Genomic DNA, 24,797 nt, shown 5'->3' with positions numbered 1-24,797 from the left:
GCGTACGCGGCTGGCTTTTTTTGCGTCATGCGAGCGGGCTTTTGTGAAGGGGCAAGGCGATTTCAATCAGAGCGATCACGGCGGCGACCCCGGTTACGCCGAGCGCGCCGATCTCGAACGGCGCGCAGCCGGGCGCGGAACTGACGCCGGGCCGGCAGTGGGAAGCGGTGCTGAGCCGTACCGCGGACGGCCGTCCGCTGTTGAGCGGCGACGGCGTCCAGCTGGCCCTGCCGACATGGCCGCAAGGTCTGGCGGAGCTGACGCCGGGAACGGTGTTGAAAGTACTGGTGCTGGCCACGCAGCCGCGGCTGGAACTGTCGCTGTCGATGGAAAAGCCGGATGGCGACAGCGGCGGCGAAGCGCCGGCGCGGGCCTGGCAGCTGGAGCAGGCCGCGATGCCGAAGTTGGCGAGACCTCAGCCGGCCGCCGCCGAATTGGCGCAGTCCTGGCGGCAGGCTTTGCTGGGACGCTTGACCCAGGCCGCGACCCAGTTCCAGCAGGCGGGTGGCAGCCATCTGCCGGGCGCCTTGTTGCAGCAGTTGCCGGAGCTGGCTCTGGCCGGCCTCAGGCAGGCCGCCGGCGAGCCGCCCTTGCCGCTGACTCTGCCGTTTTGGCTGTGGGGCGGTCCGGCGCTGACCTTGAGCGTAGAGGACGCGCTGGAGCGCGAGTCCGAGCCGGAACGGGACGAACTGGACCTGCTGCTGTGGCTGACGGCGCCGGGAATCGGCGCATTCTGCCTGCGCATCCGCCGCGTGGCGGCCGGTGTGGCGCTGGCCTTTGTGGCCGAGGCCGAGGTGTGCCGGGCTCTGCGTCGGCGCCTGCCGGAGATTGAGGCCGCGGCGGAGCGAGGCGGCGGCAGGCTCGCCGCTTGCTTGATCGGCGAACGCATGCCGTGGAGCGGCTTGGCGATCAGCCGGCACGGCGCAACGGGTTTACAGGCGCAGCGTCTGTCGCCGCTGCTGTTTGCGGTGGCGGCGGAAGTGGCCGGCCAGTTGCTGGCGGGAGACGGCGCGCCGCTTTGACCCGGCCGTGGTCTATAGTGGGTCCATGTTGCGCCTTCTCATACTGCTTCTGTGTCTGCTGAGCGTGGAGCCGGTCGCCGCCGATCCGGCGGCCAAGGGCGCCGGCGCGCCGCCAGCCCGGGATAATCCGGCGCGAGAGTGGACCGAGTGGGACGGCCCCGTCAGCGGGCCCGCGGCGCAGCCTGGCCGCAGCGTCTGGTTTTTGGCGTCGGACTTGCGCAACGGCGGCGTGGTCGGGGTTTACCGGGGCCTGGCCGAGGCGGGGCGTTTGCTGGGCTGGCGCGTGACGCTGCTGGATGGGCAGGGGCAGCGGAATTCCTTGCTCCAGTTTCTGGAGCGCGCGCAGCGGGAGCGGCCGGCCGCCGTGGCTTTGGGCGGTTTCGACGCCCAGGAATTCCAGCCGCAGATTCAAGGCCTGCACGCGCTGGGCGTGCCCGTGCTCGGCTGGCATGCCGGAGACAAGCCCGGCCCGGTGCCCGGACTGCTGTTCACCAATATCTCCACCAGCCCCTTGGCCGCGGCGCAAGCCGCCGCCGATTACATCGCGGCCAGCAGCCGCGGCCCGGTCGGCGTGGTGCTGTTCACCGACAGCCGTTTCGCCATCGCCACCGCCAAAACCCGGCAGGCGGTGCGGCAGCTGCAGACGTGCCGGCGCTGCAAGGTGCTGGCGGTGGAAGACATCTCGCTGGCTCAGGTCCAGCAGCTGTTGCCGGCGCGGGTGGCGGAACTGTATCGGCGCCACGGCAAGGCCTGGACCCACAGCATAGGCATCAACGATCTGTATTACGACTCCATCGGTTATCCGCTGGGCAAGCTGAACGCCTCCGTCGTCAATATTTCGCTGGGCGACGGCTCGCTGAGCGCGATGAGGCGGATTCGGGCGGGCCTGATGCAGGAGGCGACCATCGCCGAGCCTTTGCACTTGCATGGCTGGCAGATGGCCGATGAGCTGAACCGCGCCTTTGCCCGCCAGCCGCCCAGCCTGTACGTTACCCAGCCGCATCTCTTGGTCAAACAGACGATACGCGACAGTTATCTGAGCATCGGCTACGATCCGGCCAACGGCTACCGCCGCGCCTACGCGGCCATCTGGTTCCCGCGGCATTGATTTGCCGCGCGACGCGTGCTTAACTGGCGCTCAATCCACGCATCGTCATCCCCATGATCTCCACGATTTCCACGCAGGCGCTGGTCCATTTGGTGTTGGGCGCCTTCTTGCTGCCGCCGCTGAACATGTTGTTGCTGATCTTGCTGGGACTGGGGCTGCGCCGCCGCTGGCGGCGCCTGGGCGCCGGCTTGCTGATCTTGGGCATGGCGGGCCTGTACGCCTTGAGCACGCCGATGATGGCGATGTGGCTGAACCGGGGCCTGGAACGCTATCCGGTGATAGGCGCGGAGCCGTTGAGCCGGGCGGAGGCCATCGTGGTCTTGTCCGGCGGCAAGAAGCCCGCGCCGGAATACGGCGGCATGGAACCGGGCGCGGACTCGCTGGCGCGGCTGCGTTACGCCGCGCGGCTGGCGCATCAAAGCGGCAAGCCGATACTGCTGACCGGCGGCGCGCCGATGGGCGGGGAAGCCGAAGGCGCGGTGATGGCGCGGGTCCTGCGCGAGGAATACGGCATCGTCCCCCGTTGGGTGGAGACGCGTTCCAACACCACGCTGGAAAACGCCCGCTACTCCGCCGAATTGCTGCGTGCGGCCGGAATCAAGCGGATTGCGCTGGTCAGCCAGGGCTGGCATTTGCGTCGAGCCTTGCCGTTTTTCCAGCGTCAGGGTTTGGAAGTCACCGCCGCGCCAACCGCCTTTATCCGCTACGACGGCGGCGGCGTCGCCTGGTATCTGCCTAGCGGCCGAGCGATGCAGGAGTGCCACGCCGCGTTGAGGGAATGGCTGGGCATGCTGTTTTACCGGATGAAGGGAGAGTAACCCATGCCGACGCAATCCGCCGCGCCCGCACGGCCAAGAGTCGATCATCGCTTCTGGCGCGACGCGGCCTTGCCGCAGTTCGAGGCGCGCTCAGTGGCGGACGGACGCCGCGTCTGTTACGCCAGGCACGCGCATGAGACGTTTTCCCTGGGCGTCATCACCGCCGGCGCCTGCGACTACTTCAACGGCAAGGTGCGCCGCAGCGAGCGGGGCGCCTTGGTGTTGATGAATCCGGGCGACATCCATGCCTGCAATCCGGTGGCGGGGCAGGCCTGGTCCTATCGCATGCTGTATGTGGAGGTGGGCTGGCTGGGCGGCTTGCAGCAAAGGCTGGGTCAGGGCCAGGCCGGCGGCTTTCGTCCCTTTGGCGAGGCGGCGAGCCGGGACCCGCGGCTGTTCTCCGGCTTCAACGCCTTGTTCGATGTGCTGTGCGCGGAGGGGCGGGAGCTCTTGGAGAAAGACGCGGCGGCCACCGCCTTCTTCGACGGAGCGCACCGAGTATTGGGCTTGGCCGTCGAGCCGGCGGCGGAATCGAATCAGCGTTTGGCGCGCGCGGCGGAATATATCGCCGCGCATTGCGATCAAGCCTTGCGCTTGGAGGAGATCTGCGCAGCGGCGGATTTGTCGGCCTCCTATCTGATCCGCGCGTTCAAGCGGCGTTACGGCGTCACGCCTCATGGCTTTCTGCTGAATCAGCGGGTGCAACTGGCGCGGCGGCTGATGCGCGGCGGCCTGCCCTTGGCGGAGGTGGCGCAGGCCGTCGGTTTCTCCGATCAAGCTCATCTGCATAAAATCTTCAAGCAGTACGTGGCCGCCACGCCGGGACAGTACCGCGCGGGCTCAGGTCAACAAGCCCAGCGCGCTTAGTCCCAGCAAGACCGCCATCGCTTGGTTGAAGCGGCGCAGCCGCCCAGGCGAGGCCAGTTTTTGCCCGAGCCAGGCGCCGGCCAGAACCCAGCAGGCTACCGAGGCGTAGCAAATCAGAAAGTAAAGCGCGGCGAAGCGCCATAAGGCCATTGCGTCTTGGCCCGAGGTGAACGCGGCGCAGCCCGCCAGTGCCGCGACCCAGGCCTTGGGGTTCAGCCATTGAATCGCCGCGCCCCGCCACCAGCTGGGTTGGACGCCGCTTTTGTCCCAGTCCAGCGCGCCATCGCTGCGAGCCAATTGATACGCCATATAGAGCAAGAACGCCACGCCGGCCCATTGCAGCGCCTGCGTCAGTGCCGGCCATTGCCGCAGGGTCTGTTCCAGGCCCAGGCCGGTCAGCAGCAGAAGCAGGGTGAAACCGACGGTGGCGCCGCCGACATGGCGCATGCCGGCGCGCGCGCCATGCTGAGCGCCGCAACTGAGCGCGACGATATTGACCGGGCCGGGTGTGATGGAGGCGGCCAGAGCGAAGCCGGCCATGGCGAGAGTCTGATTCATGATGTGTCCTGGAGGGTGGGCGATGCGGACAAAGTAGCCGGGCGAGGGCGGGGCGTATTGTAGAAAATTGACCTGTCGGAGAGGTTTATCAAAAAATGCCTTTGACATGAATGGTTTAATGTAATACCAATTAAATACCAGCAAGGTCTGGGCTGACGTCCCGTTTGGCTCCCGTCTCCTGCGCGCGCCGACGCGGACGCTGCAATCCAAGGAGGAAGACGCATGTCGTTGAACTGGATAACCGTGATGCGGGCGTCCGCGTGCGCGCTGGCGGCGGGGCAGGCGTGGGCGATCTGCCCGGCATGGCAGGAGGGCGCCAGCTATCGGGCCGGCGACACGGTTGCGTACGCCGCGGCCAACTACACCGCGCGGGTGGCGCATACCGCCCATGTCGGCGCCAACTGGAATCCTCCGGCGTCGCCGACCCTGTGGCTGGCGGGAGGTAGTTGCGCGGGGGCGCCGGAGCCAACGCCGGAGCCGACGCCGTCTCCCGCTCCTGGGCCGTCCGCGCCGTTCGCCAAACATGCTTTGGTGGGCTATTGGCACAATTTCGCCAACCCCAGCGGCGACGCCTATCCGCTGAGCCAGGTCAGCGACGATTGGGACGTGATCGCGGTGGCCTTCGCCGACGACGCGGGCAACGGCAAGCTCAGCTTCGCGCTGGATCCCAAGGCAGGCTCCGAAGCTCAGTTCATCCAGGATGTTCGCGCCAAGCAGGCCAAGGGTAAGAAGGTGGTGTTGTCGCTGGGCGGGCAGAATGGCTCGGTCACGCTGAACACTCCGGCGCAAGCCCAGAATTTCGTCAATAGCCTCTACGCCATCATCGTCAAATTCGGTTTCGACGGCATCGATCTGGATCTGGAAAGCGGGGTGTCGCAAGGCGCGCCCATCATCGGCAATCTGATTGGCGCGGTGAAGCAGTTGAAGGCCAAGGTGGGCGCGGGTTTCTACCTGTCCATGGCGCCGGAGCACCCCTATGTCCAGGGCGGCTATGTCGCCTACGGCAGCATCTGGGGCGCTTATCTGCCCATCATCGACGCGTTGCGCGACGATTTGAGCGTGATCCATGTCCAGTACTACAACAACGGCGGGCTGAACACGCCTTATTCCAACGCCGCATTGGCTGAGGGCAGCGTGGACATGTTGGTGGGCGGCAGCAAGATGTTGATCGAGGGTTTCCCGCTGGCTTACGGCGCTTCGGGCAGTTTCAAGGGTTTGCGGCCGGATCAGGTGGCTTTCGGCGTGCCTTCCGGCCGCAGTTCCGCCAATTCCGGCTTTGTCAGCGCGGATACCGTGATCAAGTCGCTGGATTGCCTGATGGCCTTGAAAAATTGCGGCAGCGTCAAGCCGAGTCAGGCCTATCCGTCGTTTCGCGGCGTCATGAGCTGGTCGATCAACTGGGACCGCAAGGACGGCTTCCCGTTCTCGCGGCCGGTGGGGGCTTCGCTGCGCGGCCGCAACTGATGGACGTAAAAAAACCGGGGCGCGATTGCGCCTCGGTTTTGTACGGGTTCGAGCCGTGGCTTACAGCGCCGGCATCGCATAGCCTTCGATCTGAGCGGCGGCGACCAGCTGGCCCAGATAGGCCTGCATCGCCTTGTTGCCGGCCATGTCGTTCAGGTATTGCTGCAGGCGGTCCTTGATTTCCTCAAAGCTTACCTTGCCGCCCTCATGGCGCTCTTGAACCTGGATGATGTGGTAGCCGAACTGGGTCTGCACCAGATCCGGCGCGAGCTGGCCGGCGGCGGTGTTGAATACCGCTTGTTCGAATTCCGGCACCATCTGGCCGCGGCCGAACTGGCCCAGGCTGCCGCCTTGCTGGCCGGACGGGCAGGTGGAGTGTTCGCGGGCCAGGTCGGCGAAGCGGGCCGGATTGGCCTTGATTTCTTCCAGCACGCCTTCCGCCTTGGCTTTGGCCAGGCTGCCGGCCAGGCCTTCGCCCAGCGGGAACAGAATGTGGCTGGCCACGGCGGACTCGCCGCTGCTGAAGCGCTCGGGGTATTGATTGTAGAAGGCCAGGCATGCGGCCTCGTCCACGGCGTCAACGTGCAGTTCCTGTTCCAGCAAGGCGCCGATGGCGGCGCCTTGGTCGGCGGTGTCGATGCCGAGGGACTTGGCTTTCTGCAACAGCAGTTCGCGCAGGACCAACTCCTGAACGGCGGCGTCGCGCGGGTTCGGCGCGTCAGCGTAGTGGGCTTGTTCCGCTTGCACCGTGTCTTCGGTGATTTCGATGCCGTTGACTCGAATGGTCATGGAGATTTCCTGTGATGGTAGATGAGGGATGCGCCCAAGGGCGGGAAATGTGCGATTTAAAAAGCGTTCGCCGCGCTTGTCAAGAAAGGCGGCGAGTCTTATCGAGGGGCGTTGGAATAAAGCGCGAAAATTTTAAGAATAATCTTATATTTGCCCGGTCGCTTAATCGCTAGTATACGAGCCATGCAGCTTCAGGGCTTGCATGAAAACCCGGTTGGCTGCTCATGCTTGTACGCCGCTTGCCGAGTCTTGATGTTCATGTGTACGTAGACGTCGTCCGTCTGTACTTCGTTCTGGTGAGCCAAGCTTTGGCTTGGACACTTGGTGAATTGAGATCCCCGTTTGGGCCGCCTCCGTGCGGCCTCTTTTTTTGCCCAGCCCTCAGAGCATAACACGAAAGCATGCCGGCTTGGCTCGCGCCGCCGGGAACGGAGCATAAAAAAAGAGCCCCGATCAGGGGGCTCTGAATTGCACCTTCGCTCAGGTGATCGTTGCGGTTGCCGGTGGGCGTGTATCCACAGCCGGCAGCGCTTCGATCGTATCGAACCGCCCTCGGGGGAGAGCCGATTCGATGGACGCAGTATGCGCCTGCCGGCACGGGCCAAATAGAGTGATTATTGGGGGCTTGTGTGACGGGCTGTGATGAAATCGGGGCGGGCTTAACATTTGCGCAATGAATTGGCGCGCAGGTCTGGCTGAGGGAGGGCGAAGCATAAAAAAAGAGCCCCAGATGGGGCCCCAATTTGCACCTTCGCTCAGGAGACCAACGCGCCGGCCAGAAGGGGTAGGTAATTTCCAACAGAACCCGCGCGCTGATCATGCCAGATCAGGACTCTTGCGAGCCCTGGCTGCTGACGGAAACCAGTATGCCGATTTGTTTCGAGGCCGGATATTTGGATTTGTTGTGTTTTATGTGACGCTATGTGACCCGGACGGGATTGGCCGCTATCATGACGCAGTGCAAACAATCATGGCGCGCCGGCTGTGAACGGCGCGCCTATGGACGCCGCGCCGGCTCGTCTTTCAAGGGGAACAGCGTGGACAAGCATTACCCGGTTATCGATACCCGCAGCATCGTGATGCGTTGGGGCGATATGGACGCCGTCGGGCATCTGAACAATACGTACTATTTCCGTTATCTGGAGCAGATCCGCCTGGATTGGCTGGAAAGCCTGGGGCACGGCATCGACCCCTCAGGCTGCGGTCCGGTGCTGGCGGGCACCGCCTGCGTGTTCCGCAAGGAGATCACCTATCCGGCCACGCTCGACATTAGCATCGAACTGGAAAAACTGGGACGCAGCAGCTTGAAGCTGCGCCATCATTTTTATCGGCGCGACGATCCCGGCGTGGTGTACGCCAGCGGCGAGGTGACGCTGGTGTGGGTGGATTATCAGGCGGGCAAGTCGGTCGCCATCCCGGAGGACATTCGCGCGGCGGTGGAGACGGCGGCCAAGTCCGCCGCCTGAAACGACCAGGTTTTCCCGGCCCCCGTCGCCTTGGCGCGGCGGGGGCTTTTTCGCGCCCGGCTGCCGCCGGGTCAGCTTTGCCGCGGCACTTTGTTGCGCATCAGATCGCGCATCAGGAAACGGCTGGGGTGGGTGGCCTGCATCAGGCTGCGGGCCACCGGGGCCGGTTCGTCCTCCAGCAGGGCGGCGAGTATTTCGCCCGACAGCGGCGCGGTGATCATGCCGCGCGAACCATGAGCGGTGTTGACGTAGAGGCCGTCTATCCAGGGCGCGGCGGCGGTCAGCTTCAAGGAAGCGTCCTTGCTCAGCGGCAGATAGGCGTCGATCAGGCCTTGCGCGTGGGCGACCGGTCCGACGATGGGCAGATAGTCCGGGCTGGTGCAACGCAGCGCGGCGCGTCCGGCCAGGGCTTTGTCCAGCAGGCTTTCGCCGCCCAGGGCCTGGTACAGGCTGGGCGCGAGTCCCGCCAGCATCTGCAGGTTTTCCTGATGCTCGAACAGGTTGACGCCGAGATCTTCGGTGTTGAATTTGAAGGTGGCGCCCAGGCAGTGTTCGCCGAAACGGGCCGGGGAAATATAGCCTTCGCCGCACAGCACGGTGCGCAGCGCCTCGCTGTGTTCGGTGGCGCGCGTCACGGTGACCTGGCCGCGAATCTTTTTCAAGGGCAGATGCTGGGTGGCGTCGAAGGCGCCGGTTTCCGCCGCGCCGGCCAGAATGACCACGGAACCGATGGCCACCGAGCCTTCATCGCCGATGGCGACCCAGCTCTTGTCCAGCGGGTTGTAGTCCAGCTCTACGATGGTACGGCTGGTGCGGACCTGGATATTGGGATGCTCCACCAGCTTGCGCACCAGGGCGGGCGGATTGACCCAGCCGCCCTGCGGAAAGAACAGGCCGCCGTGCTGCAGCTCGACGCCGGCCAGCTCGCTGGCTTCCCGCGCGTCGACCGGGCGCAGGAAGTCTTCGCCGAAGCCGGCCGCGGCCAGCCCTTGCTGGCGTTCCGCCTCGGCCGCGTCGTAGGCCAGTTGCAAGACGCCGCAGCCGCGCCAGTGCGCGTCGTCCTCCGGCAGCTGGGTTTTCAGCGTGCGCAGGCTATAGCCGTAGCCGGACAGGATCAGGCGGGTCAGCGGGGTGAAGTGCGGGGACAGCTTGGTGTACAGCACGCCTTGCGGGTTGCCGGAGGCGCCGCGCGCGAGTTCGGGCAGGCGTTCCACCACGGTGACCTGCCAGCCGCGGCAGGCCAGGCTGTAGGCGCTGGCGGCGCCGGCGATGCCGCCGCCGATGACGATGGCGCTGCGTTCCCCGTGGCGCCGCGCCGGGCGGGCGAACCACGGAGGCGACCATTCGCCGTCGGGCAGGGTTTGCAGATGGCCGTGGCTCATTTCCCGCTTATGGCCGAAGCCGGCGGTCTTGCTGACGGCGAAGCCGGCCTCGCTCAAGCCGCGACGCACGAAACCGGCGCTGGTGAAGGTGGCGAAGGTGGCGCCGGGTGCGGAGAGCCGCGCCATGGTCTGGAACAGCTCCGCTTGCCACATGTCCGGGTTCTTGGACGGGGCGAAGCCGTCGAGGAACCAGGCGTCCACGCGAGCGTCCACCTCCGGCAGCACTTCCAGGACATCGCCGATCAGCAAGGTCAGCGTGACGCGCCCCTGGCTGAGCAGCAGGCGGTGCCAGCCCGGAGGCAGGGACTGGTATTGGGCCAGCAGCTGCTGCGCCAGGCCGGCGAGCTGGGGCCAGAGCGCCAGCGCCCGGGCCAGATCGCGCGGGGTCAGCGGAAACTTCTCCGCGCTGATGAAGTGCAGGCGCGTATCGGCCGGCGCGTATTGCAAAAAGCATTCCCACGCGCATAGAAAGTTCAGGCCGGTGCCGAAGCCGGTTTCGGCAATGGCGAAGTGGCCGCCGGCGGGCAGTTCGGCGAAGCGCTCGGCCAAACGGTTGTGCCGCAGGAAGACATGGCGGGTCTCGTCCAGGCCGGAAGCGCGGGAGAAGTAGACGTCGCCGAAGGCGAGGGAAACCGGTTGACCGTCGTGCCAGTCAAGTTGAGCGTGTGGGGTCATGCGCGCGGGGTCGGGGCGCGGCGCGGCGCCGCGGGTGAATTAGGATGTTCTGATGATACCGCAGTTTTGCGCCGCTGATGAGCGGTGCCGCGGCCCCTGTTCAGACTATCCGCGCCGCGGCCAGGTCCAGTTGCTCCGGAGCCAGGCTGTCCAGCCGCAAAGGCGCGGTCTTGGCCAGCTGCGGGTAATGCTTGCCCAGCGAGCGGTAGTAGAGCGGGTCGTAGTGCTTGGCCAGCAGCTCCGCCACCAGAGCGTCGAAGCGCCCGGCCCGGATCAACTGGTTCCAGGCGTCCAGCTGTTCGCCCGAGTGCAGCCCTTTCAAGAAGCCCAGTTGGCGGATCAAGGTTTCGGGGTCTCGCAGGTAGAAGTCGTAATCCTCCAGCAAAAAGCGCACGCGCTCCGCCAAAGGCACGTCGATCAGCAGGCAGTCGCCTTGGTGCATCTGGCGGTACAGCACGTCGGGCAGGGTGACGAAGCCGACCTTCTTGCTTTCCGATTCGATGAAGACGGGGCGGCCGGGATCCAGGCTGCGGATCTGTTGCAGCAGCAAGGTATCGAACCATTTTTGCGGCGGCTGGGGCAAGTCCGGCAGACGGCCCAGCACCGAGCCGCGGTGATTGGCTAGCTGCTCCAGATCCAGCACCTGGTGGCCGGCGCGCGCCAGCGCCTGCAGCAAGCGGCTTTTGCCGGAGCCGGTGGGGCCGCAGATCACGCGCAGCTTGAGCTGGCCGGGCAGTTCCTCCAGCCATTGCAGCGCCTGGCGGCGATAGGCTTTGTAGCCGCCCTCCAGCTGATGCGCAGGCCAGCCTATCTGGGCGAAGATCAGGGCCATGGAGCCGGAACGCTGGCCGCCGCGCCAGCAGCAGATCAGCGGGCGCCAGGATTTGGGGCGATCGGCGAAGCGCTCTTCGATATGGCGGGCGATATTCTTGGCCGCCAGCGCGGCGCCGACCTTGCGCGCTTCAAATGGGGAAACCTGTTTATACAGCGTGCCGACGCGAATCCGCTCGTCGTTGTCCAGAACCGGGCAGTTAATGGCGCCGGGGATATGATCTTCGGCAAATTCCGCCGGAGATCGGACGTCGATGATCTCGTCAAACTGCCCAAGCTGTGATACGTTCGCGACCTTGAAAAGCATAAATATGGCGGAGTCCGCAAATGGCTGAAATCAAATTGACGCAATTGTCTCACGGCGGCGGCTGCGGCTGCAAAATTGCCCCGGCGGTGCTGGAGTCCATTTTGTCGACGGCCAAGGAAAAAATGGTTTTCCCCAATCTATTGGTGGGGGCGGAAACCAGCGACGACGCCGCGGTGTATCAGTTGAACGCCTCGCAAGCCATTGTGGCGACCACTGATTTTTTCATGCCCATCGTCGACGATGCCCGTGACTTTGGCCGCATCGCCGCCACCAACGCGCTGTCCGACATTTACGCGATGGGCGCGACCCCCATCATGGCCTTGGCCATTGTCGGCATGCCGGTGAAGGTGTTGCCGGTGGAAACCATCCGCGACATTCTTGCCGGCGGAGAGTCGGTATGCCACGCCGCGGGCATCCCGCTCGCCGGCGGCCATTCCATCGATTCCCCCGAGCCGATCTACGGTCTGGTGGCCTTGGGCGTGGTGCATCCGGACCAGCTCAAGCGCAATAGCGAGGCGCGCGACGGCGATGTGCTGATCCTGGGCAAGGGCCTGGGCGTGGGCGTGCTGGCGCAGGCGATGAAGAAAGGGGAGCTGGACGATAAGGGCTATCAGGCCTTGATCGCTTCCACCACCAAATTGAATACCGTCGGAGCGGAACTGGCGGCCATGGACGGCGTGCACGCGCTGACCGACGTCACCGGTTTCGGCCTGTTGGGCCATGCGCTGGAGGTGTGCAAGGGCGCCAAGCTGGCGGCGCACATCGATATGGCCGCGGTGCCGGTGATCGAGGAGGCGCGCGCTTTCGCGGAGCAAGGCTGCGGTCCGGGCGCGATCGAGCGCAATCTGGCCAGTTTCGGCGAGCACGTCGATTTTGGCGCGGCGCTGCCGGAGTGGCAGCTGCGGCTCTTGGCCGACCCGCAGACCAGCGGCGGTTTGCTGGCGGCGGTGGCGCCGGAGCAGGCCGACGAGGTGTTGGCGCGTTTCCAGCGCGCCGGTTTCGGCTATGCGGCCAAGATCGGCCGCCTGGCCGCGGGCGAGGCCCGCGTCATCGTCCGCTGAGCGGCGCGACGTGAAAGACGCGCGTCCGGAGCGCCTGCGGCTGGCCGCCCGCGACCGGCCCTTGGCGGAGCTGGCGCGGCTGGCGCCCGGCCGGGTGGGCGGCGCGCGGCGCGCCAGCGCCGACGACGCCCAGATTCCTTGGTTCGACGGCAGCGTGGCGGCGGGTTTCCCATCGCCGGCCGACGACTATCTCGAGCGTTCGCTCAACCTCAACGATTTGTTGATCCAGCACCCGGACACCAGTTTCTTCGTGCGCGTCGCCGGCGACGCGATGGCCGGGGCCGGCATTTTCGACGGCGACTTGCTGATTGTCGATCGCATGCTGCCGCCGCGTCACAACGATGTGGTGGTGGCGGTGGCGGGCGAGGAATTCCTGGTGCGCCGGCTGCACCTGAGCCCTGATCGCGCCTGCTTGCGCGCCGCTCAGCCGGGCTACGCCGATTTACAGGCGGAGACCGATGTCGAGATCTGGGGCGTGGTCAGCTCGGTGGTGCGTTCGCTGCGCTGAGTTTGCCGGCGCGGCTTAGCGCCTATTTCAAAGTCTTGCGAGCTAGGGCGATACCAGGCGAAAACGGCTGAGCAAGCGTAATGCACATAGGGTCTATGAGCATTTCGACGGTGCTCTCAACGTCGTATCGCCGAAGCGCAGCAGGCTTTGAACAGGTTCTTAAAAGGTCCAGCGCAGGCTGAAGGTGGTGACGGCAACCCGCGTCTTGTGCGGGGTGTAGTCCATCTTGGGCACATAGCCCACTTCCAGCGCCAGTTTGCGAGTGCCTATGCTGAGCATGGGGAAGGCGACCACCTGCTTGACGCCGGAGCCGTCCAGATAACCGACCAATAAGGTGGTGCCGGCGTAGAGCGGGCTGGATCCCAGCTGCCATTCCTTGCGCCAGCCGCCGGCGACGAACCAGGCCGTTTCGCGGAAGGAGTCGCGATAAGAGCCGACGCGGCCGATCCAGCGGCCGTCCGCGTCGTTGCCCAGCGGCGCCCATTCCAGCCCGAGGCCGGGGTTTTCTCCGTTGAAATCGCAACGCTTGCCGCTGCATTGGCTGTGTATGGACGCGCCGTAGGCCAGCAGGGAAAGATCATTGTCGGCGTGGGCCAGGGAACAGGCGGTCAATAGCAGGCCGGCGGCCAGGAGTGGCTTCATGGTGATACCCCTTTAAGGAAGATAAGCGATTACGCAAGTCAGGCGGCTCGGGACTTGGGTGGGCGGCTCTTGTTGGGCCAGTCCGGTTCCGCTCTTGATTTAATGCATAGATTAAATTTTTTGCCAACGCCATAAATAAAATGCGTCTGAGGGAAAATCGGGTTCAAGATCGACGATTGCGAGGCTTGAAAAGCAACTGGCCATGCCCAGATAGTGTTTATCAATCTTCCGAAGGAGCCACTCCATGCGATTCGACAAGCTGACGACCAAGTTCCAGCAGGCGCTGGGGGATGCCCAGAGCCTGGCCCTGTCTCAAGACCATGCTTACATCGAGCCGCAGCATCTGCTGTTGGCCATGCTGGACGACGCCGACGGTGGCATCGCCGGCCTGCTGGCGCGCGCCGGCGTCAACGTGCCCGGCCTGAAAGCCGGCTTGAACCAGGCTTTGCAGCGTTTGCCGCGGGTGCAGGGCAATGGCGGCGAGATCACCGTATCGCGGGATTTGGCCAATCTGCTGAACCTGAGCGACAAGGCGGCGATGAAGCTGGGCGACGAGTTCATCGCCAGCGAGCTGTTCCTGTCCGCGCTGAGCCAGGACAAGGGCGAGGCCGCGCGGCTGCTGAAAGAGCACGGCGGCCAGCCGGCGGCGATCCAGGCCGCGATCGACGCGGTGCGCGGCGGCGCAAGCGTGTCCAGCCAGGACGCGGAGAGCCAGCGCGAAGCCTTGAAGAAGTACACCCAGGACCTGACCGAGCGCGCGCGCCTGGGCAAGCTGGACCCGGTGATAGGCCGCGACGACGAGATCCGCCGCGCCATCCAGGTATTGCAGCGCCGCACCAAGAACAACCCGGTGTTGATTGGCGAGCCCGGCGTCGGCAAGACCGCCATCGTCGAGGGCCTGGCCCAGCGCATCGTCAACGGCGAAGTGCCGGAGAGCCTGAAGAACAAGCGCTTGCTGGTGTTGGATCTGGCGGCGCTGATCGCCGGCGCCAAGTTTCGCGGCGAATTCGAAGAGCGGCTGAAAGCAGTGTTGAACGATCTGGCCAAGGACGACGGCCAGACCCTGATCTTCATCGACGAGATCCACACCCTGGTGGGCGCGGGCAAGGCGGAGGGCGCGATGGACGCCGGCAATATGCTGAAGCCGGCGCTGGCGCGCGGCGAACTGCACTGCATCGGCGCCACCACGCTGGACGAATACCGCCGTTACATCGAGAAGGACGCGGCGCTGGAACGCCGCTTCCAGAAAGTGCTGGTCGGCGAGCCCTCGGTGGAGGACACCATCGCCATCCTGCGCGGCTTGCAGGAAAAGTATGAAATCCATCATGGCGTGGACATCACCGACCCGGCTATCGTCGCCGCCGCCGAGCTGTCGCAGCGCTACATCACCGACCGCTTCTTGCCGGACAAGGCCATCGATTTGATCGACGAGGCCGCCAGCCGCATCAAGATGGAGCTGGATTCCAAGCCGGAAGAGATGGACAGGCTGGACCGCCGGCTGATCCAGCTGAAGATCGAGCGCGAGGCGGTGAACAAGGAAAGCGACGAGGCCTCGCAAAAGCGGCTGAAGCTGATCGAGGACGAGATCGCGGAACTGTCGCGCGCCTATGCGGACCTGGACGAGATCTGGAAGGCGGAAAAAGCCGCGCAACAGGGCTCGCAGAGCATCAAGGAGGAAATCGAGCGCCTCAAGGTGGAGATGGAGGACCTGAAGCGCAAGGGCGATTGGCAGAAGCTGGCGGAACTGCAGTACGGCAAGCTGCCGCAGCTGGAGGCGCGGCTGCAGGACGCCGAGGCGGCCGGCGCCGGCGAGCAGGCCAGGCCCAACCGTTTGCTGCGCACCCAGGTGGGGGCGGAGGAGATCGCGGAAGTGGTCAGCCGCGCCACCGGCATTCCGGTGTCCAAGATGCTGGAAGGCGAGCGCGACAAGCTGTTGCGCATGGAGGAGGTGCTGCATCAGCGCGTGGTGGGGCAGGACGAGGCGGTCAGCGCGGTGGCCGACGCCATCCGTCGCTCCCGTTCCGGGCTGGCCGATCCCAACAAGCCTTACGGCTCCTTCCTGTTCCTGGGGCCGACCGGCGTGGGTAAGACCGAGCTGTGCAAGACCTTAGCCGGCTTTATGTTCGACAGCGAAGATCACCTGATCCGCATCGACATGTCCGAGTATATGGAGAAGCATTCGGTGTCCCGCTTGATCGGCGCGCCGCCGGGCTATGTCGGTTACGAGGAGGGCGGCTATCTGACCGAGCAGGTGCGCCGCAAGCCGTATAGCGTGATCTTGCTGGACGAGGTGGAGAAAGCGCATCCGGACGTGTTCAACATCCTGCTGCAAGTGCTGGACGACGGCCGCCTGACCGACGGCCAGGGCCGCACCGTGGATTTCAAGAACACCGTGGTGGTGATGACGTCCAATATCGGCAGCCAGCAGATCCAGGCGATGGACAGCGACGATTACCAGGTGATCAAGCTGGCGGTGATGGCGGAGGTGAAAACCCAGTTCCGGCCGGAGTTCATCAACCGCATCGACGAGGTGGTGGTGTTCCACGGCCTGGGCGAGCAGCACATCAAGTCCATCGCCCGCATCCAGCTCAAGAGCCTGGAGCGCCGGCTGGCCAAGCTGGATCTGGACTTGCAGATCAGCGAGGAGGCGCTGGCCTTGCTGTCCGAAGCCGGCTTCGATCCGGTCTACGGCGCGCGGCCCTTGAAGCGGGCGATCCAGTCCGAACTGGAAAACCCGTTGGCCAAGGCCATCCTGGCCGGCGAATACCCGCCGAAATCCACCATCCTGGTGGAAGCGCGGGACGGCCATCTGAGCTTTGCCTGAACGCAGGCCCGCTCGTAAAAAAAGCCCGGGAATCCGGGCTTTTTCTTTGGGCGGCGCGCTCAGCCGCGATCGGGGTGGCGGAAGCAGGCTGACATGTGGTCGTTGACCACGCCGCAGGCCTGCAGATAGGCGTAAATCACCGTGCTGCCGACGAAGTTCATGCCGGCTTTTTTCAGCGCCTTGCTGATGCGGTCGGACAGCTCGGTGCTGGCGGGCACCCGCTCGTCGTCGCGGCGGCGCAGTATCGGCCGGCCGTCCACATGCGCCCACAGCCAGTCGGCGAAACTGCCGTGTTGCCGCTGCATCTGCAGAAACACCTTGGCGTTGCGGATGGCGCTCCGGATCTTCAGCCGGTTGCGCACGATGCCGGCGTCCTGCATCAGGCGCTCAACGTCGCCGTCGTCCATCGCCGCCACCTTGACCGGGTCGAAGCCGTGAAAAGCGCGGCGGTAGCCGTCGCGCTTGCGCAGGATGGTGATCCAGGACAGGCCGGCCTGCGCGCCTTCCAGAATCAGCATCTCGAACAGCTTGCGGTCGTCGCGCTCGGGACATCCCCATTCCTCGTCGTGATAGGCGACGTAGAGCGGATCGTCGCCGCACCAGGCGCAGCGGGCCGGGGCCGGCATCAGCGGTTATGCAGCAGGATGTCGCACTGCAGCCCCACTTTTTGCAGGCCGGTGCGGCTTTGCAGATTGATCACCAGAGGATTGCGGATGTTCGCCTTCATCGTGGACAGCGCCGGGTGCTGTTCATCGGCCTGATTGCTCAGCATCAGCAGAATGGCCACATCCTGCGGCCGCTGCAATTGCAGCTCGGCCACTTCGGCGTCGTCCAGCTCTATCTCATAGCGGATGTCCAGCGCTTCCGGAGTGGTGATGCTGAAGATGACGCCGGCGTCGTCCAGCGATTGCAGCCAGAACACCTGCGGCTGGGCCTGGGTGGCGTTGTGGAACAGCTTGAAGCGGGTGCAGTTTTCCAGCGCGGGAATGCCGCGCGGGAAGGTGATGACGGTGCTCTCGTCGATATCGACTTGGCCGAGCTGGCTGGACTGGAACCGCATGGCGTGCCTCCTGGCGTGACAATGCTCTCATTATGCATGGCGACGACGGCAATTGCACAAGCGGAACGCCGCCGCGCGCGAAGATTGCAAGCCGTGGTTGTGGCCGAGGGCTTATCGGCCTATATCAATATTACTCGAATGTCGTATCTAAATTGGGTTGCGGACAGCCGGCAGGGCGCCCGCGCGCGATGCTAAGGGGAGATCCCATGAGCTTGCCCGCCAAGCGGTTTCTGATTCTTGAAGACCAGCTGGTGCTGCGGAAACTGATTTCCCGCCAGGCCAGTTTCTTTAGTCGCTACGAAGTGGCCATCGACGAGTTCAGCGACCCGGCCGAGGCGCTGCGCAGCATCGGGGAGAACCACTACGACCTGATCGTCACCGATATCGGCATGCCGGGCATGAACGGCATCGACTTCATCAAGCACGTGGCCTTGCTCGGCTACCGGGCGGCCTTGCTGATCATTTCCGGCTATGACGGCAAAACCCTGAACACCATCAGCGAGATGGCTTGCAGCCTGGGCATAGGCAGCACCCGCTTCCTGTCCAAGCCGTACTCGGCGGAGTCCTTTCTCACCGCGCTCAACAGCGTGTTCAACGATCTGGAGCGCGCCTACCAGGTGCAGCAGCTGGACGTGGAGGGCTTTTTCGCCGACGTCTGCTCCGGCGAATTCAAGCTGGAGATCGAACCCATCCTGGGCCTGCCCGGCCATCGGCTCGCCGGCTTCGACGTGACGGCCCTGATTCGGCCGCAGGGGCGGGTGGAGTGGGGCGCCGGTCTTTTCAATGTGCTGGCGCGCCGCAAGGGGGTCTCCGCCCTGGTGCTGGAGGAGCTGGTGGCCCGCATCGCCAGCCTGTTGGCCAGCCTGCGCCAGCAGGGTCTGGGCGAGGAGTGCGGCGTCAACGTGCGCATAGACAAAGCCTGTCTGGAGAGCGAGAACCTGTTCGACCACTGCCATGCCCAGTTGCAGCAGCGCGGCGTGCCGCCGCGCTTGCTGGGTTTCGAGCTGGCCGAGGGACTGGGGCAGCAATCGCCGGCCCAGGCTTTCGAGAATGTCGCCAAGATCAAGTATCTGGGCTTCCGGCTGATCGCCGATCATTTCGGCAGCGGTTCGCTGACCCAGAGCAATATGCTCAAGCTGCCGTTCGACCATGTGAACATCCCCATCGAATCCCTGCAATGGATACGCGCCATGCTGGGCGCGGACCCGCAGGCGCTGCGGTTCTTGCGCATCTACGGCTTGCCGCCGGGAGCCATCACCGCCAGCGGGGTGGACGAGGAGGAGGATGTGACGCTGGCGCAGGAGATGGGCTGCCCCTGCGTGCAAGGCGCTTATATGGCCTTGCCGGTGCGTGAAAACGAATTGAGCGACTATTTGCGGCGGAGTCAGGAAACCGCGGCGGCGGAAGGGGGCGCGGGATGAGTATCGCGGCGGTGGACTTCTCGCGGATGCGGATATTGGTCGTGGACGACCAGACTCTGGTGCGCTCCTTGATCAGTCAGGCTTTGCAGACCATGGGCATGCGCTCGGACGCCATCTTCCAGACTGCGGACGGCACCGCGTCGATGCGCTTGCTGGATATCCGCATGGTGGACCTGGTGCTGTGCGATGTGCAGATGGCGCCGATGAACGGCATGGATCTGCTCAAGGAACTGCGCTGCGGCCACACCATGAATCCTTCCAATCTGCCCTTTGTGTTCCTGTCCGGCCATGCGGATCGCAGCAATGTGGTGCTGGCCAGCCAGTTGCACGCAGACGGCTTCGTGGTCAAGCCGCCGAAGCCGGCCGATGTGGAGAAGGCCATCGTGGCGGCGATGCAGCGCAAGCGGCCGGAGATCGATCCGTTCAGCTACTACGGCGTGTCCACCGGCACCGAATATGACCGCAAGGTTTTCGGCCGGCTGTTCGACGCTCCGGCGCTGCCCGAAGCGCCGCCGGGCATGGCGGTCAGCCTGCTCACGGTGAAGGCGGGCGCGGTGCTGGCTCAGGACCTGCACAGCAAGCACGGCCATTTGCTGCTGCCGCGCGGCGCGGCCATCTCCGCCAACCAGATCACGGTGCTGCGCGATTTCAGCGACCGCTACGGTGTTTTGCGGCTCTTCGTCGAGGAGGTTTCCGAGACGGAGGCCGAGTCGTCACGTGAGCTCTGAGCGGCCGTCGATGAAGTTTTCCAGGCCGCGTCAGGAGCACATCAAATCCATCCGCCGCGCGGTGATCCTGATCGTCTTATTGCTGGGCGTGCTGCAGACCGGGGCCATTTTGCGTCTGTTGGACGAGTCCTGGGACTCCTATCGCAGGGCCCGGCACGTGGCCGAGCTCAATCGAGACATCTCGGCCTTGTATCAGGCGGTCAGCGCGGAAAACCTGGAGAGCAGCAAGCTGCGGCTGCTGCTGACGGCAAAATCGCCGCCTACGCCGCAACAACAGGAAGAACTGAAGCAGCTTGCCCGCGACACCGACGCCAAGTTCGTGGTGGCGCTGGCGTCGGTTCCCGTCATGACCGGGGCGGACGCCTCCAGCCAGGGGCGGCTGCGTAATCTGGCCCACGATTTCAAGGTGCTGCGCGATGAAACCACAAAGATATTGCACCAGCCGGATTTTCAAAACGAATCGCTGAGCAATCTGCTCTACCTGGCCACCGCGCGGATGCGCAACGAGGCCGGCGGCATCCTGGCTGCGGACATGGCGCAGCTGGCCAGTCAGGGCGATCCCACGCTCAACAGCCTGATGATGATCAAGCAGAGCCTGTGGCAGCTGGGCGGGCAATTGCGCGGCAATGCGGTGGCGTTGATCATGCGCGAGCAGCTGGGGCACCGGATGAACCGCGACATCGAGGACGATCTGGCCTTCCGGCTCAGCTCCGCCATGGTCATGGTGGAGCAGCTGCGCCCTGTGATCCTGGGCGTGCACGACGACGCCTTGAAAGCCGCGTTCACCAATCTGACCACCTTGACGCTGAAGCTGCAACTGGTCGTCAAACTGCAATACGAACAGATAGACGGCGTTCAGTCTTTCCGTCAGGTCACGAATTTCCGCGTCAACTTGCTGGAACTGGATAAGGAGCTGCGGCGCACCTTCGGCATGGTGGAGCGGATGACGGCCGAGCGCATTGACGAAAGCCGGCGCACTTATCTGCTGCGCATGGTGCGCGACGGCTTGTTCGGCGTGCTGGCGCTGAGCCTGGTGCTGGTGTTGCTGTACTACATGGTGCGCCGCGTATTGCGGCCGCTGTCCGCGCTGAAGCATATGCTGGACGCCTCCGGCGACGCGGTGTTGATCGTCAATCGCAACGGTCGGATCGAAATCGCCAACGCCGGGGCCGGCAAGATGTTCGGCTATCCGCAAGCGGCCTTGCACGGCATGTCGGCCTATAGCTTGCTGGAGGTGCCGGGCGGCGCCGCGCATCTGACCCAGGCCTTGAACGATCAGGAAACCGTGGCCTTGGCCGGAGAAGGCTTGCCCGCCAACGGCGAACGCTTCTACGTGGCGATCTCGCTCAGCCAGTTCAGCAATAGCCGAGACCACGGCTGGCGCATGCTGACGGTGCGCAACGAGCAGCAAAGACGGCAGGCCGAAACCTCGCTGGAGCGCAGTGTGGAACTGTTGTCGGCGATTTCGGTGGTGGAGGGCATGTTGCTGGCGCGGGAGCCGCGCGACAAGGTGTTCGAGGAGCTGCACCGCGTGTTCTGCCATCACACCGGCGCCCGCGAATGCCTGTTGGTGGCCTGGTCGCCGCTGGACGAATGCGGGCAATCCCTGCGTTTGCAGGCCGGCAGCTGGCCGCCGGAATTGCCGTCGCTGCAGGAAGTCACCCACGCGGCGGCTCCGCTCAGCCAATTGTTCCAGCTGCTGAGCGAGCGCTCCACCTGGATTTCCCTGCCGGTGATGCTGGGCGGCGATGTCGCCGCGGCGGTGTGCATGCAGCAGCCGGATGTGTTCCGCCTGGGCGTGGGCATGCAGCCGCTGATCGGCGCCTACGCCAATATCCTGGGCTTTTACGATGAGGAAGCGCGGCGCAAGGTGTCGGAGGCGCAGTTGCGCACCGTGTTGCAGGAGGAGGAGGCGGTGTTCGCCTCGTCTCCGGTGGGTTTGCTGCGCCTGAACGAGCAATTGCAGATTTCCCGCTCCAACCAGACGGCGGAGATGATTTTCGACGTCGGCGATTACGGCCTGGTGGGCATGCATTTGATGGAGCTGATGGCGTCGGATCAAGGCTGGATAGAGTTGACCGAGCACTTGCAGCAAATGCGTCAGGGCACCCGCATCCACTGCGAACTGGAATGCCTGACCGGCGCGGGCCTGCCGATCTGGGTCCTGTTCGAAGGCCAGACGGTGGCGACGGAAACGGTGGAGGGCGTGATGATCCTGGCCTGCCTGGACATCACGGAACGCAAGATGGCCGAATTCGAACTGCGCATGGCGCGGGACCAGGCCAATGCCGCCAACCGCGCCAAGAGCGCCTTCCTCGCAACCATGAGCCACGAGATCCGCACGCCGATGAACGGGGTGCTGGGCATGTTGGAACTGTTGAACATGACTCGGCTGGACGGCGAGCAGCGGGACGCGGTGGCGACAATACACGATTCCGCGCACACGCTGCTGCGGCTGATCGACGATATTCTGGATTTCTCCAAGATCGAGGCCGACAAGCTGGAGATCGTCACCGCGCCGACGGCGACGCGACCGTTTCTGGAGAGCATCCGCAGCCTGTATCAGGAAAACGCTTATAAGAAGGGGCTGGATTTCCAGTTGGAAGTGGATGAGCAACTGGCGCCGACGCTGGTGCTGGACCCCTTGCGCGTCCGGCAGATTTTGCAGAACTTCATCAGCAACGCGATCAAGTTCACCGCTCAGGGCGGCGTGACCATACGCGTCAAGGTGCTCAGCACCATGGCCAATTACCAGTCGCTCAGCTTCGAGGTGGAGGACAGCGGCATCGGCATGTCCGAGGACAGCTTGTCCAGGCTGTTCCAGCCCTTCACCCAGGCGGACTCCGACACCACCCGGCGGTTTGGCGGCACCGGCCTGGGCCTGGCCATCTGCCGGCGGCTGGCCGGCTTGATGGGCGGTCATGTGGAACTGGAGAGCGAGCTGGGCCAGGGCAGTTGCGCGCGTTTGCTGCTGGAGGCGGAGTGGTCGGAACAAGTGGTGGCCCCGGTCAGCCTGCCCCAGGTCCACGTGCCGGCGGAGACGCCGCGCGAAGAGGAGGTCGAAACCGCGGCGCCGTCGCCGGAGCGGAGCGCGCTGCCCATCTTGTTCGCCGAGGACAATTCCACCAACCGCAAGCTCACCCTCAAGCAGCTGGAAAAGCTGGGTTATGCGGCGGAATGGGCGGAGGACGGCGAGCAGGCTTTCGCCAAATGGCAGTCCGGCCGCTACTCGATGATTCTGACCGATTGCCATATGCCGGGCATAGACGGTTATCAGCTGGCGCGGCTGGTGCGCGCGCGCGAACAGGAGGAAGCGGAAGGAAGCCGTATTCCCATCGTCGCCTGCACCGCCAACGCCGCCAAGGAGGAGCTGGACAAGACCCGGGAAGCCGGCATGGACGATTTTCTGACCAAGCCGCTGTCGATTGCGGAGCTGTCCGCCGCGCTGCAAAAGTGGACGACGGCGGAGGCCGGGGCAAAAACGGCGGCGCCGCCCGCCGAGGCCGAACCTGAGGGCGGGCCGGAAGACGGGCCGGTGGACCGCTCCGTGCTGCAGGTGTACAGCAACGGCGAGCTGCAAGTGGAGTTGGAAATTCTGCGCGACTTCCAGCAAGGCAACGCCGAGGACGTGGCCGAACTGCGCAGCGCCATCGCGGAAGGCTCCAGCGACCGCGTCAGCTTCGCCGCCCACCGGGTCAAGGGCGCCAGCCGCATGGTGGGCATCAAGGCCTTGGGCGAGGCGGCCGAAGCGGTGGAAAAGGCGGGCAAGGCCCAGGCGATGGAGCAGGTGGCGGCCTTGATGCCGGCTTTCGACGCCGCGCTGGCCGAGTTCGAGGTCTGGCTGGCCAGGCAGAATGAAACCAATCCGGCCTGAGATACGGTTCAAAGTCCGCAGCGCGCCGACGACGCGGCGGGGGAGCCGGGCATTGAAATGCCCATGCGCCGCATGAGCGAAACCGCTTGCTTTGTCGCAGGCCGCTAGACTTTGAACAGGTTCTGAGGCGAGGCGAGATCGGCTAAAATACCCGGCCATGAGCGAGTCGACATCTCTTTACCCGCAGTTGGAAGCGGCGCTGCTGTGCGACGACGTCGAGCGCAAGATGACGCTGGCGACGGCGGTCTTGCACGGCTGGCGTTTAGACGCGTTGCCCCGCCGCGCGGACGCGCCGCCGGCCTATCCTTTGCCGGAGGCCGGACGGCCGCCGCTGCCGGAACTGGTCCATCCGTCCAAGGTGCCCAAGCGCAGCCTGTCCTCCCGGCAGGGGCACGCCGCGCTGCTCCACGCCATCGCCCATATCGAATTCAACGCGGTCAACCTGGCGCTGGACGCCGCTTGGCGCTTCCGCGAGATGCCGGACGCCTTCGTCAGCGACTGGTTGCAAGTCGCCGCGGAAGAAGCGCGCCACTTCTCCCTCTTGCTGCGGCGTCTGCGGGAGCTGGGCCACGACTACGGCGATTTCCCCGCTCACAACGGCCTGTGGGCGATGAGTTGCAAGACCGATTACGATCCGCTGGCGCGGATGGCCCTGGTGCCCAGGGTGCTGGAGGCGCGCGGCCTGGACGTGACGCCGGGCATTCAGCGGCGGCTGGCCGGCATTGGCGATCACGCGAGCGTGGCGGTGCTGGACATCATCCTGCGCGAGGAAGTGGGGCATGTGCGCATCGGCAACGCCTGGTTCGGCCGGCTGTGCCGGCAGCGGGGGCTGGAGCCGGAGGCCTGTTTTCAGGAACTGCTGCGGCGCCACGATGTCCAGCTTTACCGCGGGGCCTATAATCTGGCCGCCCGCGAGCGGGCGGGGTTTTCAGCCAAGGAGCTGGAAGCGCTGCGCGCCTTGTGCGAAGACGACACAGCTCCAGCCGGCTAGAATGCCGGCGGCCTCACCTGGAACGATGAAACATGCTATTGAATTTGTTTAAGAAGATGCAAAGGCAGCGGCGCTTCGCCATGACGGTGCTGCTGCTCAGCACCTTGGCCTTTGCGCTCAGCTCGGCGCTGTGGCGCGGCCTGGACGGCGGCCCCGGCCCCTTGCTGGCCATTCTGTGTCCGCTGGCGATGCTGCTGGCCCTGATCTGCCAGTTCAGCGCTTTGTTGGCATTGGCGAAAAGACCTTAAACCGGAAAAGGATTTTTAAAACAGCGGCTTAAAGTGTTGCTTGCGGACGGCGCGCGGACTTGACTGCCACCGGCAGGCCGCGCATAATCGCCCCCGTATCGATAAGGGTCAGGGCTCCACATTGGGTGGAGCCTTTGCTTTTTGGAATTTTCG

The 24,797-nt window shown here is 64.8% G+C and carries 21 protein-coding genes; 14 read left to right on the top strand and 7 right to left on the bottom strand.

The window, feature by feature from the left end:
* Positions 1–167 precede the first annotated feature (167 nt).
* From AB1Z25_RS12255 to AB1Z25_RS12240, 4 genes are read left to right on the top strand one after another with little or no spacing between them, the layout of a single operon-like run.
* Positions 168–1,022 carry a hypothetical protein gene (locus AB1Z25_RS12255; protein ID WP_486635361.1) on the top strand — a complete coding sequence of 285 codons (855 nt, stop codon included), beginning with the start codon at positions 168–170 and terminating at the stop codon, positions 1,020–1,022.
* Positions 1,023–1,047: 25 nt separating this feature from the next.
* Positions 1,048–2,130: a type 1 periplasmic-binding domain-containing protein gene (locus AB1Z25_RS12250; protein WP_227107920.1), complete on the top strand. Its 1,083-nt coding sequence runs from the start codon at positions 1,048–1,050 to the stop codon at positions 2,128–2,130.
* Between the two features lie 53 nt (positions 2,131–2,183).
* The gene (locus tag AB1Z25_RS12245; RefSeq protein WP_486635360.1) at positions 2,184–2,948 is read left to right on the top strand and encodes a YdcF family protein; all 765 of its coding nucleotides are present in this window, start codon (positions 2,184–2,186) and stop codon (positions 2,946–2,948) included.
* A 3-nt stretch (positions 2,949–2,951) separates the two neighbouring features.
* Positions 2,952–3,815 carry an AraC family transcriptional regulator gene (locus AB1Z25_RS12240; protein ID WP_486635359.1) on the top strand — a complete coding sequence of 288 codons (864 nt, stop codon included), beginning with the start codon at positions 2,952–2,954 and terminating at the stop codon, positions 3,813–3,815.
* Here the strand turns inward: AB1Z25_RS12240 and AB1Z25_RS12235 are convergent.
* Complete coding sequence (locus AB1Z25_RS12235; protein ID WP_227107922.1) at positions 3,789–4,373, bottom strand: LysE family translocator; 585 nt, start codon at positions 4,371–4,373, stop codon at positions 3,789–3,791. The genes AB1Z25_RS12240 and AB1Z25_RS12235 overlap by 27 nt on opposite strands.
* A 222-nt stretch (positions 4,374–4,595) precedes the next feature.
* Here AB1Z25_RS12235 and AB1Z25_RS12230 point away from each other — a divergent pair, with 222 nt between their 5' ends.
* Positions 4,596–5,837 (top strand): chitinase, encoded by a 1,242-nt coding sequence (locus tag AB1Z25_RS12230; protein WP_486635358.1) that lies wholly within the window; start codon positions 4,596–4,598, stop codon positions 5,835–5,837.
* Between the two features lie 60 nt (positions 5,838–5,897).
* Here AB1Z25_RS12230 and AB1Z25_RS12225 read toward each other — a convergent pair whose 3' ends face one another.
* The gene (locus AB1Z25_RS12225) at positions 5,898–6,626 is read right to left on the bottom strand and encodes a peptidylprolyl isomerase (RefSeq protein WP_107799605.1); all 729 of its coding nucleotides are present in this window, start codon (positions 6,624–6,626) and stop codon (positions 5,898–5,900) included.
* Positions 6,627–7,663: 1,037 nt separating this feature from the next.
* Between AB1Z25_RS12225 and AB1Z25_RS12220 the strand changes: the two genes are divergently transcribed.
* Entirely contained in the window at positions 7,664–8,092 is a 429-nt protein-coding gene (locus AB1Z25_RS12220) for an acyl-CoA thioesterase (RefSeq protein ID WP_107801826.1), read from the top strand.
* Between the two features lie 71 nt (positions 8,093–8,163).
* On the opposite strand, the gene mnmC is transcribed toward AB1Z25_RS12220, so the two are convergent.
* Together mnmC and mnmH are read right to left on the bottom strand one after the other, a co-directional pair.
* On the bottom strand, positions 8,164–10,149 hold the full coding sequence (gene mnmC / locus AB1Z25_RS12215) for a bifunctional tRNA (5-methylaminomethyl-2-thiouridine)(34)-methyltransferase MnmC2/FAD-dependent 5-carboxymethylaminomethyl-2-thiouridine(34) oxidoreductase MnmC1 (protein ID WP_227107926.1): 1,986 nt from the start codon (positions 10,147–10,149) through the stop codon (positions 8,164–8,166).
* Positions 10,150–10,249: 100 nt separating this feature from the next.
* Complete coding sequence (mnmH, locus tag AB1Z25_RS12210) at positions 10,250–11,287, bottom strand: tRNA 2-selenouridine(34) synthase MnmH (protein ID WP_235088250.1); 1,038 nt, start codon at positions 11,285–11,287, stop codon at positions 10,250–10,252.
* Positions 11,288–11,307: 20 nt separating this feature from the next.
* Here mnmH and selD point away from each other — a divergent pair, with 20 nt between their 5' ends.
* A complete protein-coding gene (gene selD / locus AB1Z25_RS12205; RefSeq protein WP_235088252.1) occupies positions 11,308–12,348 on the top strand; it encodes a selenide, water dikinase SelD in 1,041 nt (346 codons plus the stop codon).
* A 10-nt stretch (positions 12,349–12,358) separates the two neighbouring features.
* Positions 12,359–12,856, top strand: a complete 498-nt coding sequence (locus tag AB1Z25_RS12200) for a LexA family protein (RefSeq protein WP_227107930.1) — start codon at positions 12,359–12,361, stop codon at positions 12,854–12,856.
* Positions 12,857–13,015: 159 nt separating this feature from the next.
* Here the strand turns inward: AB1Z25_RS12200 and AB1Z25_RS12195 are convergent, their stop codons facing one another.
* On the bottom strand, positions 13,016–13,498 hold the full coding sequence (locus AB1Z25_RS12195; protein ID WP_107799600.1) for a hypothetical protein: 483 nt from the start codon (positions 13,496–13,498) through the stop codon (positions 13,016–13,018).
* A gap of 244 nt (positions 13,499–13,742) precedes the next feature.
* Here AB1Z25_RS12195 and clpB point away from each other — a divergent pair, with 244 nt between their 5' ends.
* Positions 13,743–16,322: an ATP-dependent chaperone ClpB gene (gene clpB / locus AB1Z25_RS12190; RefSeq protein ID WP_107799599.1), complete on the top strand. Its 2,580-nt coding sequence runs from the start codon at positions 13,743–13,745 to the stop codon at positions 16,320–16,322.
* Positions 16,323–16,381: 59 nt separating this feature from the next.
* Here clpB and AB1Z25_RS12185 read toward each other — a convergent pair whose 3' ends face one another.
* The gene (locus tag AB1Z25_RS12185) at positions 16,382–16,948 is read right to left on the bottom strand and encodes a DNA-3-methyladenine glycosylase I (RefSeq protein ID WP_107799598.1); all 567 of its coding nucleotides are present in this window, start codon (positions 16,946–16,948) and stop codon (positions 16,382–16,384) included.
* Positions 16,948–17,382, bottom strand: coding sequence for a flagellar assembly protein FliW (gene fliW / locus AB1Z25_RS12180; RefSeq protein ID WP_107799597.1), 435 nt, complete (start codon positions 17,380–17,382; stop codon positions 16,948–16,950). The genes AB1Z25_RS12185 and fliW overlap by 1 nt, the downstream gene beginning before the upstream one ends.
* A 206-nt stretch (positions 17,383–17,588) precedes the next feature.
* Here fliW and AB1Z25_RS12175 point away from each other — a divergent pair, with 206 nt between their 5' ends.
* The 5 genes from AB1Z25_RS12175 to AB1Z25_RS12155 all read left to right on the top strand — a co-directional run bounded on the left by AB1Z25_RS12175 (position 17,589) and on the right by AB1Z25_RS12155 (position 24,644).
* On the top strand, positions 17,589–18,803 hold the full coding sequence (locus AB1Z25_RS12175; RefSeq protein WP_158274294.1) for an EAL domain-containing response regulator: 1,215 nt from the start codon (positions 17,589–17,591) through the stop codon (positions 18,801–18,803).
* Positions 18,800–19,531, top strand: a complete 732-nt coding sequence (locus AB1Z25_RS12170) for a response regulator (RefSeq protein ID WP_107799595.1) — start codon at positions 18,800–18,802, stop codon at positions 19,529–19,531. Before AB1Z25_RS12175 ends, AB1Z25_RS12170 begins: the two co-directional genes overlap by 4 nt.
* A gap of 10 nt (positions 19,532–19,541) precedes the next feature.
* Positions 19,542–23,405, top strand: coding sequence for an ATP-binding protein (locus AB1Z25_RS12165; protein WP_486635357.1), 3,864 nt, complete (start codon positions 19,542–19,544; stop codon positions 23,403–23,405).
* A gap of 157 nt (positions 23,406–23,562) precedes the next feature.
* A complete protein-coding gene (locus AB1Z25_RS12160) occupies positions 23,563–24,396 on the top strand; it encodes a ferritin-like domain-containing protein (protein WP_486635356.1) in 834 nt (277 codons plus the stop codon).
* A gap of 32 nt (positions 24,397–24,428) precedes the next feature.
* Entirely contained in the window at positions 24,429–24,644 is a 216-nt protein-coding gene (locus AB1Z25_RS12155) for a hypothetical protein (protein WP_227107940.1), read from the top strand.
* Positions 24,645–24,797: the final 153 nt, after the last annotated feature.

This window comes from Chromobacterium sp. HL1, assembly GCF_057418835.1.
Note: the sequence above shows the minus strand (reverse complement) of the source record. Positions and strands in the feature narration are given on the sequence as shown.

Bases quoted from the DNA above. Each gene is read 5' to 3' on its own strand.
- AB1Z25_RS12250 (WP_227107920.1), top strand. From the start codon at position 1,048: ATGTTGCGCCTTCTCATACTGCTTCTGTGTCTGCTGAGCGTGGAGCCG.
- AB1Z25_RS12245 (WP_486635360.1), top strand. From the start codon at position 2,184: ATGATCTCCACGATTTCCACGCAGGCGCTGGTCCATTTGGTGTTGGGC.
- AB1Z25_RS12240 (WP_486635359.1), top strand. From the start codon at position 2,952: ATGCCGACGCAATCCGCCGCGCCCGCACGGCCAAGAGTCGATCATCGC.
- AB1Z25_RS12235 (WP_227107922.1), bottom strand. From the start codon at position 4,373: ATGAATCAGACTCTCGCCATGGCCGGCTTCGCTCTGGCCGCCTCCATC.
- AB1Z25_RS12230 (WP_486635358.1), top strand. From the start codon at position 4,596: ATGTCGTTGAACTGGATAACCGTGATGCGGGCGTCCGCGTGCGCGCTG.
- AB1Z25_RS12225 (WP_107799605.1), bottom strand. From the start codon at position 6,626: ATGACCATTCGAGTCAACGGCATCGAAATCACCGAAGACACGGTGCAA.
- mnmC (WP_227107926.1), bottom strand. From the start codon at position 10,149: ATGACCCCACACGCTCAACTTGACTGGCACGACGGTCAACCGGTTTCC.
- mnmH (WP_235088250.1), bottom strand. From the start codon at position 11,287: ATGCTTTTCAAGGTCGCGAACGTATCACAGCTTGGGCAGTTTGACGAG.
- selD (WP_235088252.1), top strand. From the start codon at position 11,308: ATGGCTGAAATCAAATTGACGCAATTGTCTCACGGCGGCGGCTGCGGC.
- AB1Z25_RS12195 (WP_107799600.1), bottom strand. From the start codon at position 13,498: ATGAAGCCACTCCTGGCCGCCGGCCTGCTATTGACCGCCTGTTCCCTG.
- clpB (WP_107799599.1), top strand. From the start codon at position 13,743: ATGCGATTCGACAAGCTGACGACCAAGTTCCAGCAGGCGCTGGGGGAT.
- AB1Z25_RS12185 (WP_107799598.1), bottom strand. From the start codon at position 16,948: ATGCCGGCCCCGGCCCGCTGCGCCTGGTGCGGCGACGATCCGCTCTAC.
- fliW (WP_107799597.1), bottom strand. From the start codon at position 17,382: ATGCGGTTCCAGTCCAGCCAGCTCGGCCAAGTCGATATCGACGAGAGC.
- AB1Z25_RS12175 (WP_158274294.1), top strand. From the start codon at position 17,589: ATGAGCTTGCCCGCCAAGCGGTTTCTGATTCTTGAAGACCAGCTGGTG.
- AB1Z25_RS12170 (WP_107799595.1), top strand. From the start codon at position 18,800: ATGAGTATCGCGGCGGTGGACTTCTCGCGGATGCGGATATTGGTCGTG.
- AB1Z25_RS12165 (WP_486635357.1), top strand. From the start codon at position 19,542: ATGAAGTTTTCCAGGCCGCGTCAGGAGCACATCAAATCCATCCGCCGC.
- AB1Z25_RS12160 (WP_486635356.1), top strand. From the start codon at position 23,563: ATGAGCGAGTCGACATCTCTTTACCCGCAGTTGGAAGCGGCGCTGCTG.
- AB1Z25_RS12155 (WP_227107940.1), top strand. From the start codon at position 24,429: ATGCTATTGAATTTGTTTAAGAAGATGCAAAGGCAGCGGCGCTTCGCC.